At 62.0% G+C, this 16,402-nt stretch carries 15 protein-coding genes and 1 other RNA gene; 5 read left to right on the plus strand and 11 right to left on the minus strand.

Annotated elements, in window-relative coordinates; translation table 11 throughout:
- Positions 1 to 26: 26 nt before the first annotated feature.
- The 10 genes from murD to rsmI form a co-directional block, all read right to left on the minus strand.
- Positions 27 to 1,412: a UDP-N-acetylmuramoyl-L-alanine--D-glutamate ligase gene (gene murD, locus Q7L05_RS03110; RefSeq protein WP_303901780.1), complete on the minus strand. Its 1,386-nt coding sequence runs from the start codon at positions 1,410 to 1,412 to the stop codon at positions 27 to 29.
- A gap of 14 nt (positions 1,413 to 1,426) precedes the next feature.
- Positions 1,427 to 2,509, minus strand: a complete 1,083-nt coding sequence (gene mraY / locus Q7L05_RS03115) for a phospho-N-acetylmuramoyl-pentapeptide-transferase (protein ID WP_303901783.1) — start codon at positions 2,507 to 2,509, stop codon at positions 1,427 to 1,429.
- Positions 2,509 to 3,882 carry a UDP-N-acetylmuramoyl-tripeptide--D-alanyl-D-alanine ligase gene (locus Q7L05_RS03120; RefSeq protein ID WP_303901786.1) on the minus strand — a complete coding sequence of 458 codons (1,374 nt, stop codon included), beginning with the start codon at positions 3,880 to 3,882 and terminating at the stop codon, positions 2,509 to 2,511. The genes mraY and Q7L05_RS03120 overlap by 1 nt, the downstream gene beginning before the upstream one ends.
- Positions 3,875 to 5,389, minus strand: a complete 1,515-nt coding sequence (locus Q7L05_RS03125; protein WP_303901789.1) for a UDP-N-acetylmuramoyl-L-alanyl-D-glutamate--2,6-diaminopimelate ligase — start codon at positions 5,387 to 5,389, stop codon at positions 3,875 to 3,877. Before Q7L05_RS03125 ends, Q7L05_RS03120 begins: the two co-directional genes overlap by 8 nt.
- Complete coding sequence (locus Q7L05_RS03130) at positions 5,386 to 7,098, minus strand: peptidoglycan D,D-transpeptidase FtsI family protein (RefSeq protein ID WP_303901794.1); 1,713 nt, start codon at positions 7,096 to 7,098, stop codon at positions 5,386 to 5,388. Before Q7L05_RS03130 ends, Q7L05_RS03125 begins: the two co-directional genes overlap by 4 nt.
- Positions 7,095 to 7,361 (minus strand): cell division protein FtsL, encoded by a 267-nt coding sequence (gene ftsL / locus Q7L05_RS03135; protein ID WP_303901797.1) that lies wholly within the window; start codon positions 7,359 to 7,361, stop codon positions 7,095 to 7,097. Before ftsL ends, Q7L05_RS03130 begins: the two co-directional genes overlap by 4 nt.
- Positions 7,358 to 8,299 (minus strand): 16S rRNA (cytosine(1402)-N(4))-methyltransferase RsmH, encoded by a 942-nt coding sequence (gene rsmH / locus Q7L05_RS03140; RefSeq protein WP_303901800.1) that lies wholly within the window; start codon positions 8,297 to 8,299, stop codon positions 7,358 to 7,360. Before rsmH ends, ftsL begins: the two co-directional genes overlap by 4 nt.
- Before the next feature lie 3 nt (positions 8,300 to 8,302).
- Positions 8,303 to 8,761 (minus strand): division/cell wall cluster transcriptional repressor MraZ, encoded by a 459-nt coding sequence (gene mraZ, locus Q7L05_RS03145; protein WP_303901942.1) that lies wholly within the window; start codon positions 8,759 to 8,761, stop codon positions 8,303 to 8,305.
- Positions 8,762 to 9,393: 632 nt separating this feature from the next.
- An RNA gene (gene rnpB, locus Q7L05_RS03150) (RNase P RNA component class A) lies at positions 9,394 to 9,761 on the minus strand.
- 305 nt (positions 9,762 to 10,066) lie between these two features.
- Complete coding sequence (gene rsmI, locus Q7L05_RS03155; RefSeq protein WP_317623084.1) at positions 10,067 to 10,906, minus strand: 16S rRNA (cytidine(1402)-2'-O)-methyltransferase; 840 nt, start codon at positions 10,904 to 10,906, stop codon at positions 10,067 to 10,069.
- Between the two features lie 164 nt (positions 10,907 to 11,070).
- On the opposite strand from rsmI, the gene Q7L05_RS03160 reads away from it, so the two are divergent.
- The 5 genes from Q7L05_RS03160 to Q7L05_RS03180 are packed head-to-tail and all read left to right on the plus strand — an operon-like array spanning position 11,071 to position 15,838.
- On the plus strand, positions 11,071 to 12,879 hold the full coding sequence (locus tag Q7L05_RS03160; protein ID WP_303901806.1) for a penicillin-binding protein activator: 1,809 nt from the start codon (positions 11,071 to 11,073) through the stop codon (positions 12,877 to 12,879).
- Positions 12,866 to 13,237 (plus strand): YraN family protein, encoded by a 372-nt coding sequence (locus tag Q7L05_RS03165; protein ID WP_303901809.1) that lies wholly within the window; start codon positions 12,866 to 12,868, stop codon positions 13,235 to 13,237. The genes Q7L05_RS03160 and Q7L05_RS03165 overlap by 14 nt, the downstream gene beginning before the upstream one ends.
- Before the next feature lie 11 nt (positions 13,238 to 13,248).
- Positions 13,249 to 13,842, plus strand: coding sequence for a phosphoheptose isomerase (locus Q7L05_RS03170; protein ID WP_303901811.1), 594 nt, complete (start codon positions 13,249 to 13,251; stop codon positions 13,840 to 13,842).
- Positions 13,843 to 13,844: 2 nt separating this feature from the next.
- Positions 13,845 to 14,429: a BON domain-containing protein gene (locus Q7L05_RS03175; protein WP_303901814.1), complete on the plus strand. Its 585-nt coding sequence runs from the start codon at positions 13,845 to 13,847 to the stop codon at positions 14,427 to 14,429.
- A gap of 11 nt (positions 14,430 to 14,440) precedes the next feature.
- Positions 14,441 to 15,838 (plus strand): FAD-binding oxidoreductase, encoded by a 1,398-nt coding sequence (locus Q7L05_RS03180; RefSeq protein WP_303901817.1) that lies wholly within the window; start codon positions 14,441 to 14,443, stop codon positions 15,836 to 15,838.
- A gap of 116 nt (positions 15,839 to 15,954) precedes the next feature.
- On the opposite strand, the gene Q7L05_RS03185 is transcribed toward Q7L05_RS03180, so the two are convergent.
- On the minus strand, positions 15,955 to 16,350 hold the full coding sequence (locus Q7L05_RS03185; RefSeq protein ID WP_303901820.1) for a ClpXP protease specificity-enhancing factor: 396 nt from the start codon (positions 16,348 to 16,350) through the stop codon (positions 15,955 to 15,957).
- Positions 16,351 to 16,402: the final 52 nt, after the last annotated feature.

Genomic DNA, 16,402 nt, shown 5'->3' on the forward strand with positions numbered 1-16,402 from the left:
CAGATCGGCTGTCAGTGCCTGAGCGGTCATGCCGGCAGCCTCCCGACCGCTTCCACGAAGGCCTCGCCCCTCTCGGCATAGCCGCCGTACATATCGAAACTCGCACAAGCGGGAGAGAGCAATACCGCATCCCCTGATCGAGCCAGACCGGAGGCCTTGCTGACCGCCTCATCCATCGACGCGGCCCACACGATCGGCACGATCCCATCGAGCACCCGCGCAATCAGTGCGGCATCCCGCCCCAGCAGTACCGCCGCCCGTCCGCGCCGGGCGAGGATCGGAGCCAGCTCCTGGAAATCGGCACCCTTGCCGAGACCACCCGCAATCAACACCACCCGTTTTCCGGGCATTCCGGCCACCGCAGCCAGGGTGGCGCCCACATTGGTACCCTTGGAATCATTGAAAAAACGTACGCCGGCCTTTTCCGCCACCTGCTGACAACGGTGCGGCAATCCCGGGAACCTCTTGAGGGCCATCAGCATGGCATTTATCGGCAGATCGACAGCTTCACCCAGGGCCAGGGCGGCCAATGCATTGAGCCAGTTGTGCCGGCCGGCAATACGGAGTCCGGACACGTCCATCAGGGGTTCACCCCGGCGGGCCAGAGAGACAGAACCATCGCGATCGATGAGATGGTAATCAGCCCCTTCGCTCTCCCCGAAACTGATCACGCGACGTTTGGGATCGGCCATGGCGGCCACCAGCGGATCGTCACGATTGATGACCATCACCCCGCCACTATTAGGGCCGCTATCACCGCCGTTATTGAAGACCCGCTGTTTGATGGCAGCGTAAGTCGCAATATCGCCGTGGCGGTCGAGGTGATCGTCACTGACATTCAGAACCGTTGCCGCCGCCGTCTCGAGGGATTCAGTCGTCTCCAGTTGAAAGCTCGACAGTTCGAGCACGTAAAGATCGGGTTCGCTGTCGACGAGCTCGAGCGCCGGAGTTCCTATATTCCCACCCACACCAATCGTACGCCCCGCCTCCCGGCCCATTTCGGCGAGGAGGGTCGTCACCGTGCTTTTACCATTGGAGCCGGTGATCACCGCCACCGGAGCACTGGCAGCGCGGGCAAACAGTTCGATATCGCCCAATACCGGCACCCCGGCCCTGCGGGCAGCAACGATTGCCGGCGCGTCCAGTGAGACCCCGGGGCTGACGATCAACTTGCCGGCCTTTACGAACATCGCGGGGTCAAAGGCCCCCAGGCATATTTCGGTATTCGGCTGCTCCCTCTGCAACTCCTCTCTTCCCGGCGGCGCTTGCCGGCTGTCGGCCACCATGAAAGCCTCGCCCCGGGTAGCCAGGAAGCGCGCACAGGACAGACCGGTCCGGCCAAGTCCGACGATGATCGTCGGTCCCTGTACGGCCCTGACGGTTTGCCTTGCGATGTCCTGTTGCGCAATCAATTCTTCACACTCCGTTATCGAATCTTCAACGAGGAAAGCCCGATGAGCACAAGGACCACCGTGATGATCCAGAAACGCACGATGACCCGCGGTTCGGGCCAGCCCTTCAATTCGAAATGGTGGTGCAGCGGGGCCATACGAAAGATCCGCCGTCCGGTGAGCTTGAAGGAAGCCACCTGCAGGATCACCGAAACGGTCTCCATCACGAACACCCCGCCCATCACCAGCAGTACCAGCTCCTGTCGCACCACGACCGCCATGGCCCCCAGCGCCGCACCCAACCCGAGGGCACCGACATCGCCCATGAACACCTGGGCCGGATAGGTGTTGAACCAGAGGAAGCCGAGGCCGGCCCCCACCAGCGCGCCGGCGATCACCACCACTTCACCCACACCCGGCACATAGGGAATACTCAGGTAGGAGGCAAAATTGACGTTGCCGGTGACATAGGCGAACAGGCCCAGTGCCCCGCCGACCATTACCGTCGGCAGGATCGCCAGCCCGTCCAGTCCGTCGGTCAGGTTCACCGCGTTGCTGGTGCCGACGATGACGAAGTAGCTGAGGACGACAAAGCCGGCTCCCAGCGGGATGGCGATGTCCTTGAAAAAGGGCACGATGAGCTGGGTCTCGACCGGCGCCTCCGCCGTATAGAAGAGGAACAGCGCCGCACCGAGTCCCGCCACCGACTGATAAAAGTACTTCTCGCGCGCCTTGAGCCCCTCGGAACGGCGGTTCATCAGCTTGCGCCAGTCATCCACCCATCCGATGCCCCCGAACAGGAGGATGACCCCGACCACCACCCATACATGACGATTGGAAAGGTCCGCCCACAGCAAGGTGGATAAAACCACCGCAAGAATAATTAGGGCGCCGCCCATGGTGGGTGTGCCCGCCTTGGCGAGGTGGGTCTGCGGACCATCGTCCCGTACATGCTGACCGATCTGCAGTTCGGTCAGGCGCCGGATCAGTACCGGCCCCAGCACCAGGGAAAACACCAGGGCGGTCAGAGCGCCAAGAATGGCGCGCAGCGTCAGATACTGAAAAACACTGAAGCCGGTCTGAAATTGTTCAAGATATTCGGCCAGATAAAGCAGCATCAGGCATCTCCTCCCGCCAGTGCATCGACCACCCGCTCCATGCGGGCCGCCCGCGACCCCTTGACCAGGACGGTCACTTCGGGTGACAACTCCGGCCTGAGTGCCGCTACCAGCGCTTCAATAGTGTCAAAATGTCGCCCCCGTGGTCCGAACGCCTCGGCGGCAAAACGGGCCAATGGTCCGGTGGCATAGAGTGCATCGATGTGCTTCAGGCGAGCCTCATGCCCCGCTTGGGCATGCAGTGCCGGCGCATCGTCGCCCAACTCCCCCATATCACCGAGCGCGAGCACGCGTCGTCCGGAAAGGGCGGCCAGCACCTCGATTCCCGCCCTTAGCGAGGCTGGATTGGCGTTATAGCTGTCGTCCATGAGCCGGGCTCCATTCAGTGCCGCACGCGGCACCAGCCGTCCCTTTACCGGTTCCAGTGAACCGAGGCCGGCGGCGATATCGTCACCCGAAAGACCCATCGACGTGGCGAGTGCGGCGGCGGCCAGGGCGTTCACGACATTGTGGCGACCCAGCAGCGCCAGCCGGCATTCGAATTCGCCGTCGGGTAGCTGGAGCACCAGTCGGCTGCCGTCCGCTTTGGTACTCCAGCTGGCGGTCAGCTCTGCCTCGTGGTCAAGCCCGAAGCGCAGCACCCGCCGGTCGCCGGCGAGCTCAATCCAGAGCCGCGCAAAGTCATCATCGGCGTTAATCACCGCCGTCCCACTCTCGCCCAGGCCGGAGAAAACTTCCCCCTTCGCACGGGCCACGCCCTCCAGTGATCCGAAACCGGCGAGGTGGGCCGCCGCGGCGTTGGTAATGACCGACGCATCGGGACGGGCCAGTTCGCTCAGATAAGCGATTTCGCCGGCATGGTTCGCGCCCATTTCCACGACCGCAAAACGGTGTTCGGGGGTAAGCCGCAGCAGTGTCAGCGGCACGCCGATATCGTTGTTGAGATTGCCGTGGGTCGCCAGCACGGCGCCCTTTCGGGAGAGGATCGCGGCAGTCATCTCCTTGACGGTGGTCTTGCCGTTGGAGCCGGTGATGGCGACCAGCGGCGTCGCCAGTTCCCGCCGCCAGCCCGCGGCCAACCGTCCAAGTGCGGCCAGCGTGGAGGAAACGCGAATCTGCGGCACCTGGATCTCAGCGGGAAGAACGACCGGCTTCTCGACGAGAGCGGCGACGGCGCCTTTTTCGATCGCTGCACGGACATGGTCATGGCCGTCGTGATTAGGGCCATGCAGGGCGATAAAGAGGCTGCCCGGAATCACCCGGCGTGAATCGGTGGTCACGCCATGGAAGACCCGGCTCTCTCCCTCGATACGGCCTTCGCACCACTCGGCGGCCCGGGCAAGAGCTGTGTGGATACCGGTCGGCTCAATCACTCGGCACCTCCTCCCCCAGCAGCCGCGCGGCGGTCTCCCGGTCGCTGAACGGCAGCGAGCGTCCGCCCATTACCTGCTCGCTTTCATGGCCCTTGCCGGCGATCACGACCACATCTCCCGGCACCGCTGCTTGCAGTGCACAGGCCATTGCCTCGCCGCGATCGCGGATCACCTGAACGGCGTCCGGATCCGCCATACCTTGCCGGATCTGCTCGATAATTAAATACGGGTCCTCATTGCGGGGATTGTCATCGGTCATTACCACGAAATCGGCATAGCGCTCGGCAATGCGGCCCATGAGCGGACGCTTGTCCCGGTCGCGATCCCCGCCACAGCCGAACACACACCAGAGATTCCCCCGGCAGTGCTCACCGGCGGCGCGCAGCACGTGCTCCAACGCATCGGGTGTATGGGCATAATCGACCACCACCAGCGGTCGGTGTCCGCCGCCGCCAAAGCTTTCCATCCGACCGGGCACCGTTTGTACCCGGCTCAGACGTTCAAGGGCGTCATCGAATTCGAGGCCGGCGGCCAACAAGGCGCCGAGCGCGGCCAGAAGATTGTGGGCGTTGAAGCGGCCGAGCAGCCCGGTGGCCAATGTCCCGCTGCCCCAGGGGGAGCGGATCACAAGGCTCAACCCCCTCGGCCCGAGGCGCACATCCGTACCCAAAAGCCGCGGCGAGCGGCCGTGGCGCTCAGCCAGGCCGTAATCGATGACATTCAGGTCCACATCCAGACGGGCGAGCCAGTCGCTACCCACCGGGTCATCGGCATTGATAACGGCAGTCTTGAGGCCCGGCTGTTCAAACAGCTGCCGTTTGGCGGCGGCATAGGCCTCCATATTGCCGTGGTAGTCCAGGTGCTCATGAGTGAGGTTGGTGAACACGGCAGTATCAAACGCCACCCCGGCTACACGCTCCTGCACCAGGGCGTGGGAGGAGACCTCCATCACCAGGCGGTTGACCCCGGCGCTGTACACGGAGTTCAGCAGCGCCTGCAGTGTCACCGGGTCCGGGGTCGTGTGTCCGGTGCTGTGCAGCGCACCGAAAACACCCGCCCCCAGCGTCCCCATCACTCCGCAGGGGGCCGAATCCTGGAGCGACGAGGCGATGAAATGACTCACCGACGTCTTGCCGTTGGTGCCGGTGACGCCGATCACATGCATCTGCCGCGACGGCTCTCCATAGAAGCGTCCGGCAATCCGTCCCGCCCGCGAAGTCAGCTGCCGAACCTTTATCAAGGGAACCCCCTGGTAAAGGCTTGCCGGCTCGTCATCCGCCGATTCCGTGAGAATGGCAGCGGCGCCTCTGGCAACGGCACTCTCCACGTATTCGAGGCCATGCCGGGAGTGGCCGGACAGGGCCAGGAATAGCCCGCCCTCGACCACCCGCCGGCTGTCGAGGGCGATACCGGACACCATGACCGAGGCGAACCGGCCGGGATCGGCCAGCTCCGTCAGCAATTCGCCGAGGCGGATTCCGGGCGTCTGAATCGACGCGGCCATCATTGTGACGCCTCCGCCACGGTCACACCCAGCGAATCGATATCGTCGGGAGGGATATCGAGCAGCCGCAGGGCTCCCTCCATTACCCGCGCAAACACCGGCGCCGCCACCTGGCCGCCGAAATACTCGCCGGCACTGGGTTCATCAATCATCACCATCATCACCAATCGCGGACGGCTCACCGGCGCCATGCCGGCAAATACCGCACTGTAGCGATCTTCGCTGTATCCGCCGACAATGGCTTTGTGCACCGTCCCAGTTTTGCCAGCCACTCGATAACCCGGGACCCGTGCGGCTTCTCCGGTTCCTCCCGGGCTGACCACCGCTTCGAGCATCCCGCGGACCTGCCGCACGGTTTTTGGGCTGAGGGCAACTCGACCGGCGGGGGCATCCCCGGCGTCCAGAGAGAGAAAACTGACCGGCCTCAGACGCCCGTCACCAGCGATCACCGAATAGGCATTCGCCAGTTGCAACGGTGTTACGGAGAGCCCGTAACCATAGGAAACGGTGGCACGGGTCACGTTGCGCCACTCATTCCAGCCACTCAGGGTGCCGGTCGCTTCCCCGGGGAACCCGCTGCCGCTGTCGATTCCCAGCCCTACACGGCTGAAAGTCTGCCACAGCTGTCGCGGCTGGAGGTCCAGGGCGATGCGGCTCGCCCCGACATTACTTGATTTCTTGATCACGGTGGCGACATCGATTTCGCCGTAATTTTGATGGTCGCTGACGGTAAAACCTGCCAGCTGATAGTAACCCGGCGAGGTATCCACCGAGGTTTCCGGCTCATACCGGCCGGTTTCGAGAGCAGCCGACACGGTAAAGGGCTTGACCGTCGAACCGGGTTCAAAGACGTCGGTAACCGCCCGGTTACGGTAGCGCCAGCTCACCAGGTCATTTCGGTTGTTGGGGTTGTAGGCGGGCTGATTGACCATTGCCAGCACCTCCCCGGTACGGGCATCGAGCACCACGGCTGATCCGGCCTTGGCCTTGTGGCGGCTGACCGCCGCTTTCAGTTCGCGATAGGCCAGATACTGAATGCGACGGTCGAGGCTAAGGGCAATGTCACGGCCCGGACGGGGCTCCTCGATACTCTCCACATTGGCTATGGTCTGGCCGAGTCGATCCCTGATCACCCGTTTGCTGCCATTGTGGCCGCGCAGATAACGCTCGAACTGCAATTCGAGCCCCTCCTGGCCTTCATCATCGATGTTGGTGAACCCCACCACGTGAGCGGAGACCTCGCCGGTTGGATAGTAGCGGCGATACTCCTTTTGAATCGAAACCCCGGGAATCCCCAATACCAGTACTTCTTGAGCGTCGGAAGGATTCATGTGCCGCCGCAGATAGACAAACTCGCGACTGCGGCGTGACTCGACCTGTTGCGCCAACCGTTCCGGTGCCATCTCCAGAGCGCGCGCCAATTCCGGCCAGCGGTCGCGGGCAGTCATCAGTTTGGCGGGATTCACCCAGACGGACTGGACCGGTGTGCTCATCGCGAGCGGTTCCCCATGCCGATCGGTGATCATGCCCCGATGGGCGGGGACCGAGACCACCCGCAGGTGACGGGCATCCCCCTGATCCTGCAGGAACTGGCGATCCACCACCTGCAGATCCACCGCGCGCCAGACGAGTCCGGCCGTGACCAGACACAAGGTGCCCAACACCACCGCATAACGTCCTCTATAAAAGCGCACCGGATTGCTTTCGCTCATGGTTCGACAATCACCACCGCACCTATCTGCGGCATTTGCATGCTCAAGTCCTCCCGGGCGACGCGCTCGATGCGACCATCCGTCGCCCAGGTACTCTGCTCCAACTGCAGCTGCCCCCACTCCACGTTGAGCTGGTCCCGCACCTCGACAATGTCCTGCAGTTCCACGAACTGTTTGCGGGCTTCGTGAGTGGAGAACACCACCCCCAGAGCCGACGCGAACACGGCGGCAGCGAGCACCAGCAGGGAGAGCCGCGCCGTCATGCCATCCGCTCCGCTACCCGCAACACGGCACTGCGTGCCCGCGGATTGCGATCCAGTTCCCCTTTGCCCGCACGTACCGGTTTGCCGATCACCTTTAACTGCGGCTGGAAATGGCTGGCCTGCACCGGAAAATCCGGAGGCAATTCATCACGGCCACTCGCCTCATCCCGCATGAAACGCTTGACCCGCCGATCTTCCAGCGAGTGGAAACTGATCACCGCCAGTCGGCCGCCGGATGCCAGCAGCTCCACCGTCTGCCCGAGCACCGCCTCCAGTTCCTCCAACTCGCGATTGATGTGAATCCGGATGGCCTGGAACGACCGGGTCGCCGGATGGCGGTCCCGCTCCCAGCGGGGATGCGCCTTGGCGATCACATCCGCCAGATGCGCCGTGGTCTTGATCGGACCCTCTTTCTCACGGGTGCGCACAATGGCACGGGCAATGCGCTTGGCGTAGCGCTCATCGCCGTAGTGTTTGAGTACGTCGGCAATTTCCCGATCGGAAGCCCTTGCCAGCCAGTCGGCGGCACTCTCTCCCGACGCCGGGTCCATGCGCATATCGAGGGGGCCGTCGGCGCGGAAGCTGAAACCCCGGAGGGCATCATCAAGCTGGGGCGAGGAGACGCCCAGGTCCAGCAAAATGCCCTGGACCTTGCCGCTCCAACCCCGCTTCGCCGCTTCCTCGGCCAGCATGGTGTAGCTTCCTCTTACAATGGTGAATCGATCGTCGCCCCCGAACCGCTGCCGGGCCGCCTCGACCGCTTCCGGATCTTTGTCGGTCGCCAGCAGGCGCCCTTCCGGTCCCAACCGCTCCAGGATTGCAGCCGCATGGCCGCCGCGCCCGAAAGTCCCGTCAAGGTAGATCCCGTCGGGACGGATATTCAGTGCAACCAGTACTTCCTCGAGAAGTACCGGCGCGTGTCGATTCATCTCAGCCATTGTTCAAAGGGACAGTGATTCGAGTTCCGCGGGCAACTCGCCGTCGGCGACCGTCTCCTCGGCCAGCCACTCGTCCCGTTTCTGCTGCCACTGGTCTTCATCCCAAATCTCGAACTTCTTGCCCTGCCCAATCAGCACGATGCGCTTTTCGAGACCCGCATACTGTCGCAAAGGCGGCGGCAGCAGCAGACGACCATTGCCGTCCATATCCACATCGGAAGCGTGCCCCATCAGAAGCCGCTGAATACGGCGGGCCTGGGCATTGAAGGTGGGTAGAGCGTCGAGCTTACGTTCGATGACTTCCCATTCGGGCAAGGGGTAAAGAAGCAGGCAGCGCTCGCCCGTATCGATGGTCGCGACCAATTGGCCGCTGCACCGTTCGGACAGACGCTCCCGGTAGCGGCTTGGTATTGCCATCCGCCCCTTGGCGTCGAGATTAAGTTCTGCCACTCCCCTGAACAGCACCGGCATCGCCCTCGGGGACTCTTCCCCACTTTGATCCACTTTACACCACGCAACCACACTATAGGTAGGCCCTAACCGGGGTGTCAAGGAAAAGCCGGCAGCAAAAACTCAAATTCCTACTTATTTCACAGTTACTTACGTGAAGTGGGAAGTGGTGGAGGATAGGTGGGAACTAATTCCAAACAATGTACGTTTGGCAATCAGCCGCTTGGTGATCAAACCTAAAGTAAATTATAAGGTTTGCCAGAAGAGCGGCAGGGGCTAGTCGGTCCATGCGGGAAATAGTGCGGCACTCAGAGCCCCGCTAATGGGCCAAGGCAAGGCGCGCCGGGCGGGGAATGGCGCGCCCTTTGATGTGCAGGGATGCACGAAGGCCGCGAGCGCATGGATGCGCAGGAGCGGCCCAGGCAGCGCCCGGGATTGGCCCATTAACGGGGCTCCCTTCGGGCCGGCTCACAAGCCCCCTCGGCTGCACTGCAGTCGCTTGAATTGGCTATACGGCCAGTCCGGCGCTCCTGCGCCTTGTCGAAGGCGCTTGTGAGACCGGCTAAGTATTACACGATGTTTTCGCATGGAACACGAGTGGCTGGTGGCAAGGAGTCGGAGTCCTGTAACCGGCCACAAAATAAGGAGGAAGCCGGCCTGTAAGCCGGGTTCTGTCGGGGACAGTCATTCATCTGGGCCACACGTCACCATGCGCCTCAAGCGACCTACCCGGGAACCGTGCGGGCCGCACGCGGCGACCAAAATCGCCTGTTCCCCTATTTGGTCTTGCTCCGGGTGGGGTTTACCTTGCCGCGGCGTGTTACCACCCGCGCGGTGCGCTCTTACCACACCTTTTCACCCTTACCTGTGCGCCTCCCGTGGAGGGCCATCGGCGGTAGTTTTCTGCGGCACTTTCCGTCGGCTCTCGCCGCCCAGGCGTTACCTGGCACCCTGCCCTGCGGAGCCCGGACTTTCCTCCACACCGAAGTGCAGCGACTGCCCGGCCGGCTTCCGATGGGTTAGTCTCCGGATCCAGGGGAAAGTTGCAAGGAGTTTCAGTGGCGAAGGGCTAGTGGCTAGTGGCGAGTGGCGAGGCAGAGATGAGAGACGAGAGATGAGAGATGAGAGATGAGAGATGAGAGATGAGAGATGAGAGATGAGAGACGAGAGATGAGAGATGAGAGATGAGAGATGAGAGAGCCCATTTAGTTGGCAGAGAGTCATTCGAAGTTCAACGGGCCAAAGCCCGACTTTATGTATTTTGTACCTCGTACCTCGCCACTCGCTACTCGCCACTAGCGACTAGCCACTCGCCACTCATCCCTCGCCACTAGCCAGTAAAAACTGATAGATCGCGTTCTTCTTCGCCCCGGTGATCCTGGCGGTCAGCGCGGCGGCCTGTTTCACCGGCAGGTCGTCAACCAGGATGGTCGCGACTCGCTCTGCCTCGTCGTCGAGTTCTCCGGATTTGGCCGGCGCGCCTTCGACTACCAGCACAAATTCACCTCTTCTCTGGTTGGGATCGGCAGCGACGAAGTCGCACACTCCGGCCAGAGTGTCGTGGTGGACGGTTTCAAAGGTCTTGGTCAGCTCCCGGCACAGCGTGGCCCGCCTTTCACTACCGAGTACCTGGGCCATATCCACCAATGCCGCCTCGATTCGATGGGGCGCCTCGAAAAACACCAGCGTGACTGTCAATTCGCGCAACCGTTCCAGCTCCTTCCTCCGCTGGCCCGGCTTCGGGGGCAGAAAACCGACGAACAGGAAACGATCGGTAGGCAGCCCCGCCACCGAGAGGCCGGCGATGGGGGCACTGGGCCCGGGAATCGGGACTACACGCAGACCGGCCTCGAGGGCAGCACGGGTCAGATGGTAGCCGGGATCGCTTACCAGGGGTGTCCCGGCATCGGAAATCAAGGCAATGGACTCTCCGGATGCGATTTTCCCGATCAGCTCCGGACCGATACGCCGTTCGTTGTGCTCGTGAAAAGGAATAAGCGGCGTATCGATCCCGAAATCACGCAGTAGTGGCTTGCTGCGCCGAGTATCCTCGGCCGCGATCCGGTCGACCCCCTTGAGAGTTTCAATGGCGCGCGGCGACATATCGGCCCGATTGCCGATGGGGGTCGCCACGACATAGAGAATTCCCGCTTCAATTGACACCATCTCACCCCATTAACATACTGTGTCTTTCCGCACGGCGTACGATTTCCCGCCGCCTTATGATCGACCCCGCAAACTACTAACTATACATATCTATGCGCGCGATTTTCAGGGTAGTGCCAATACTGATCCTTCTAGCCGGCTGTGCCGGAGCCCCGGTGACGCCAGAGCCAGCCTCAGACAAAGCAGCCGCTGAGCAAGCCTTAGAGTCGGGTGACTATCACGCCGCCGCCCGCCTTTATGAAGGCCTTGCCGAACGTGCCCGGTTCCCCCGGCGCGAGGAGTACCGTCTGAAGTCCGTACAGGCCCTGATTCAGGCTGGACTTGCAGGTCCGGCAATGCGCCTTTTGCAGTCAGTCGACAGCAGCGGACTCCCGGCCGATCTGGCAATGCAGCACCAGCTGCTCCAGGCCACCGTGGTGCTCTCGGACGACCCGGATCTGGCACTTTCTCTACTTGCCGAGCCAGCCGCACCGGAGAGCGAGACCGCCCTGCACGCCCAGTTCCACCAACTCCGCGCGCGCGCCTTCGGTAAACTCGGCAATCACCTCGAAGCAGCCCGCGAATCGATCGAACGTGAACTTTTTCTCACCGAGATAAGGGACATCGAAGCCAACCAGCTGGTCATTTGGGAGGCACTTTCAAACCTGTCCAATCAGGCACTCGAGCAGCTACGCGTGCGCCCGCCACCCAGTGTGCTGAGCGGCTGGATGGAGCTGGCAAGCATCGCCAAGGATACCCGGCAGCCATCCGTTCACATTGCCGAGCGCATTGAACTGTGGCGGCAGCGCTACCCCGGCCACCCCGTCCTCGAGCCGATGCTGAAAGCCATCGAGGTCAAGAGTAAGGCACTGGCGGTACGGCCGAATCACATCGCCGTCCTGTTGCCCCTTGACGGCCGCTTCGCGCAGGCGGGGGAAGCAATTCGCGACGGCATCCTGGCGGCCCATTATGACAGCGCTCAACGCCACGACGTCACCCTGCGCTTCTACGATGAAGGCTCCGCCGACGAGGTCCTTGCACAATATGATGCGGCGGTTAATCAAGGCGCCGAATTCGTCATCGGTCCGCTGGGAAAAGAGGCGGTCCGGGTTCTCGCCCGGGAGGAGCAATTACCGGTGCCGACGATCGCCCTCAATCGCGCCGAACCGGCTGCCTCCGACTCCCTGTTCCAGTTCAGCCTGGCACCGGAGACAGAAGCGCGTCAGATCGCCGAACTGGCGTGGCTCGAGGGCCATAACAACGCAGCGATTCTGGCACCCGCGGGAGCCTGGGGCGAGCGAGTGCACGCCTCATTCCTTGAACGCTGGGAGGAGCTGGGCGGAAAAACCGCCTCGACCTCCAAGTATGATGCGGAGGAAAGCGATTTTTCCGGCCCCATCAAGAGAATGCTGAGCATTGATGCCAGTGAAAGGCGAAGTATCGCAGTGCGGGATGCCATCGGCCGGCAAGTCGAATTCGAGGCGTATCGACGTCAAGACATCGATTTTGTGTTCCTCGCCGCTTTTCCCCGCCAGGCGCGTCTGATTCGTCCACAACTCCGCTACCATCGTGCGATCGGGCTCCCGATCTATGCCACTTCACATCTCTATACGGGCCACATCAATGCAGCCCAGGACCGGGACATGGAAGGCATCATATTCGGCGATACCCCCTGGACACTGAATGCCGAAACGCCCCACGCCCCCTTGCGCCGGGAAGTCCGCAAGGTATTGAAACAACACACCGGTTCGCTGCAGCGGCTAGTGGCACTGGGTTTGGATGCCTACCTTCTGGTCCCGCGCCTGAGGCTGCTGGATCGCTATCCCAACGACCGTTTCCAGGGTGAAACGGGCAATCTTCATGTCGCCCCTGACAACCGCATCCAGCGGCAACTGGTCTGGGCACGATTTCAACGTGGCGAACCCCAGGTGCTGCCACGCACCCTGTTCGCCGAGCCGATCGAAATCGACGATGGCCAAGAGTGAAACTACACACGCCCGGGGACAACACGCGGAAGAACTGGCGCTCCGGTATCTCACCGCTCAGGGGCTTCGACTGCTGGAACAGAACTACCGCTGCCGCTGTGGAGAAATCGATCTGGTCATGCAAGACCGCCACACCCTGGTGTTCGTAGAGGTGCGCTTTCGCAGCCACCGAAGCTTCGGCGGAGCCGCTGCCAGCGTCGATGCACGCAAGCAGAGGCGCCTCATCAACACCGCACACCATTACCTGCAACGGCACCGCCAGACGGAAAGTCTTTGCCGTTTCGATGTGATGGCAATGGGAGCCGCGGGCGACAATGATATCGAATGGCTACGAAATGCCATTACCGTAACGGGATAGAGATCGCATCAATGGACACGGCTGAACGAGTAAAAAGACTATTCGCGGACAGCATTCGCACCAAGCAGGAGGCGGCGGAGCCGTTGGCACCGGTTATCGCCCAAGCGGCCAGGAAGATTGGCGAACGACTGCTGGCAGGCAATAAAGTGTTGAGTTGCGGCAATGGGGGTTCGGCGGGAGATGCACAACATTTCTCTTCGGAAATGCTCAACCGTTTCGAAAGAGAGCGGCCGGCACTGCCAGCGATGGCGCTGACCACCGACACATCGACGCTAACGTCGATTGCCAATGACTACCACTACCATGAAATCTTTGCCAAGCAGATCCGTGCTCTCGGACAGCCGGGCGACGTTCTGTTGGCCATTTCCACCAGCGGCAATTCGGCGAACATACTGCGTGCCGTCGAGGCGGCCCACGACAGGGAGATGAGTGTAATGGCACTCACCGGTAAGGATGGGGGAAGCCTGGCCGGAAAACTGACCGGGCATGATGCCGAGATCCGCGTACCCGAGAACTCCACGGCCCGGATCCAGGAGGTACACCTGCTGATCATCCACTGCCTTTGTGACCTAATCGATACACAGCTCTTCGGAGAGGAAAACTGAACATGACCGCTATCAGAATGGCACTCATCGCCCTGCTTGGTAGCCTGTTGTACGGCTGTGCCACTCCGGTGCTGTTGGCGGGTGCCACCGGCAGCGGAGCCATGGCGGCCCACGACCGGCGCACAGCAGGTAGTCAGATCGATGATCAGGCCATCGAAATGAAAGCGTTCGCCCGAATGACACGGGACGCCGAGCTGGCCGAGCCGGAAAACGCCCACATCAACACCGTCAGCTTTAATGGCGTGCTTCTCCTGAGCGGCGAGACACGCACCGCGGAATTGCGTCGCCGCGCCGAAGAATACGTGTCCGACATTCCCGGGGTCCGCAAAGTCCACAACGAAATCGAGGTGAGGGAACTGGCCAGGATAGGCGCGCGCACCAGGGACAGCTGGATCACCACCAAGGTGAAGACCAAACTGCTGGCCAACGAGGCCGTCGACGGTACCCGTATCAAGGTCTTTACCGAGAGCGGGACGGTCTACCTGATGGGGATCGTCACCCGCGGCGAATCCAATCTCGCCACATCCATCGCCAGCGACACCAATGGCGTCAAGCGCATCGTCCGCGCCTTTGAATATCTCGATTGATTTTGCCGCACTTGAATGACGCTCGGCTAGCCGAAGCCCAACGCCAGCGGTTCCTGGAAATCCTCGGAACCGACGGGCTGCTACTGGAGACCGCGGATCGCTGGACCTACGGCTACGACAACAGCCGCCGGCATTGCACTCCTCTCGCCGTCGCTTTGCCCGCAAATGCCGTTGAAGTCGCCGCCGTCGTGGCCCTGTGTAATGAATCAAACCTGTCTCTGGTGGTGCGCGGTCGCGGCACCGGCACCGCCGGAGCCGCTGTTCCCATCGCAGGAGGGCTGGTGCTCTCCACCGAACGGCTCGATCGGATTATCCAAGTGGACCCGGACAACCGGGTCCTGGTGACGCAACCGGGGGCGACCAATCAGGCCGTCCAGCAAGCCGCCGCTGAGTATGGATTTTTCTGGCCCCCCGATCCCACCAGCGCCGCCGTCTGCACGATCGGCGGCAATCTCTCCTGCAACGCCGCCGGCCCCCGGGCCGTCAAGTACGGCACCCCGCGCGAGAATACCCTGGGTTTACGCGGCGTGACGGGGGATGGCCGGCCCCTGCGTACCGGCGTCTACACCACCAAGGGGGTGGTCGGATACGACCTTACCCGGCTGCTGCTGGGCTCCGAGGGAACCCTCGGGGTGATCACCGAGGCCACCTTGAAGCTGTCACCGCTTCCTGAAGCGCGCCGGACGCTGAGGGCCCTTTACCGGAGTACCCGAACCGCAGCCGAAGCCGTTGCCCGCATCATGGCCCAGCCGGTCACCCCCTGCGCCCTGGAGTTCATGGACGAGGGCGCCATCGGCATGATCCGCAACTACTCCAAAATCACCATTCCCGAAGAGGTCGGCGCCCTGCTGATGATCGAAGTGGACGGCCCCGCGGCTTGTATCGACCACGCCGCCGATGCGGTGGCGGAGGCTGCCCGCAACGTGGACTGTCTGGAGCTGATCGAAGCGCGTAACGCCGGGGAGATTCAGGCACTCTGGCAAATGCGTAAGGCCCTTTCACCGGCCCTGCGGAATGTAGCCCCGAAGAAGATCAATGAAGATGTGGTGGTACCCGTCTCCCGAATGCCGGACCTGATTGACGGCTTGAACGACCTGGGCCGCCACTACGGCATCACTATCGTCAATTTCGGCCACGCGGGCAATGGCAATATCCATGTCAATCTTCTGGTCGATCCCGATGATCCGAGTCAGATGGGCGCCGCAGCCGAGTGCCTCTCCGACATCTTCGATATGGTACTGGGCCTTGATGGCACCCTGTCGGGGGAACATGGCATCGGCCTCGACAAACGCGACTATGTTGTGCGTGAGACCGACCCCGTAGCCCTCGACCTCATGCATCGCATCAAGGCCCAGTTCGACCCGCGCGGCATCCTCAATCCCGGCAAGAAACTCCCGCCACTCGAATAGACGCAAGCCAGGAAGGCACCGCAGAGACGCAGAGTGCGCAGAGGTTCAGAGTTTTTATTGGATTCACTCCGCGTACTCCGCGCCTCTGCGGTGCAAAGCTCTTCTTCCTTTAGCCCCTATTTCACCACCTTGAGGCTCGGCCGTTTCGGCTTGTCACCGTCATCCCCTCCCCCGGGAGGTGATGGCGGCGGCTGATCGCCGCCCTCCTCATCCGTGAAAACCATGCCTTTGCCGTTTTCGCGGGCATAGATCGCAAGTACGGCCATAATCGGCACATTGACCTGCATCGGGCTACCGGAGAAACGGGCATCCAGCAAGACCCAATCATTGCCCAGCTCCAGGTTTCGGACGGCCGAGGGGCTTACATTGAAAACGATCTTGCCATTTTCCACGAACTGTTTGGGGACTTCGACATTCTCCTGCTCGGCATCGATTAATAGATACGGCGTCATGCCGTTGTCGAGAATCCACTCATAGAGGGCACGCAGCAGATAGGGACGACTTGGAGTCATGGCAACTCTGGATTGGGATTGGAACGAAGGATGGCGATGCGAGTGCGGGGCC

Source organism: Thiohalomonas denitrificans (assembly GCF_016841685.1).
Classification (GTDB): Bacteria; Pseudomonadota; Gammaproteobacteria; order Thiohalomonadales; family Thiohalomonadaceae; genus Thiohalomonas; species Thiohalomonas denitrificans_A.

Excerpts from the sequence above, each read along its gene's own strand:
- mraY (WP_303901783.1), bottom strand. The coding sequence starts at position 2,509 with ATGCTGCTTTATCTGGCCGAATATCTTGAACAATTTCAGACCGGCTTC.
- Q7L05_RS03125 (WP_303901789.1), bottom strand. The coding sequence starts at position 5,389 with ATGATGGCCGCGTCGATTCAGACGCCCGGAATCCGCCTCGGCGAATTG.
- Q7L05_RS03130 (WP_303901794.1), bottom strand. The coding sequence starts at position 7,098 with ATGAGCGAAAGCAATCCGGTGCGCTTTTATAGAGGACGTTATGCGGTG.
- ftsL (WP_303901797.1), bottom strand. The coding sequence starts at position 7,361 with ATGACGGCGCGGCTCTCCCTGCTGGTGCTCGCTGCCGCCGTGTTCGCG.
- rsmH (WP_303901800.1), bottom strand. The coding sequence starts at position 8,299 with ATGGCTGAGATGAATCGACACGCGCCGGTACTTCTCGAGGAAGTACTG.
- Q7L05_RS03165 (WP_303901809.1), top strand. The coding sequence starts at position 12,866 with ATGGCCAAGAGTGAAACTACACACGCCCGGGGACAACACGCGGAAGAA.
- Q7L05_RS03170 (WP_303901811.1), top strand. The coding sequence starts at position 13,249 with ATGGACACGGCTGAACGAGTAAAAAGACTATTCGCGGACAGCATTCGC.
- Q7L05_RS03175 (WP_303901814.1), top strand. The coding sequence starts at position 13,845 with ATGACCGCTATCAGAATGGCACTCATCGCCCTGCTTGGTAGCCTGTTG.
- Q7L05_RS03185 (WP_303901820.1), bottom strand. The coding sequence starts at position 16,350 with ATGACTCCAAGTCGTCCCTATCTGCTGCGTGCCCTCTATGAGTGGATT.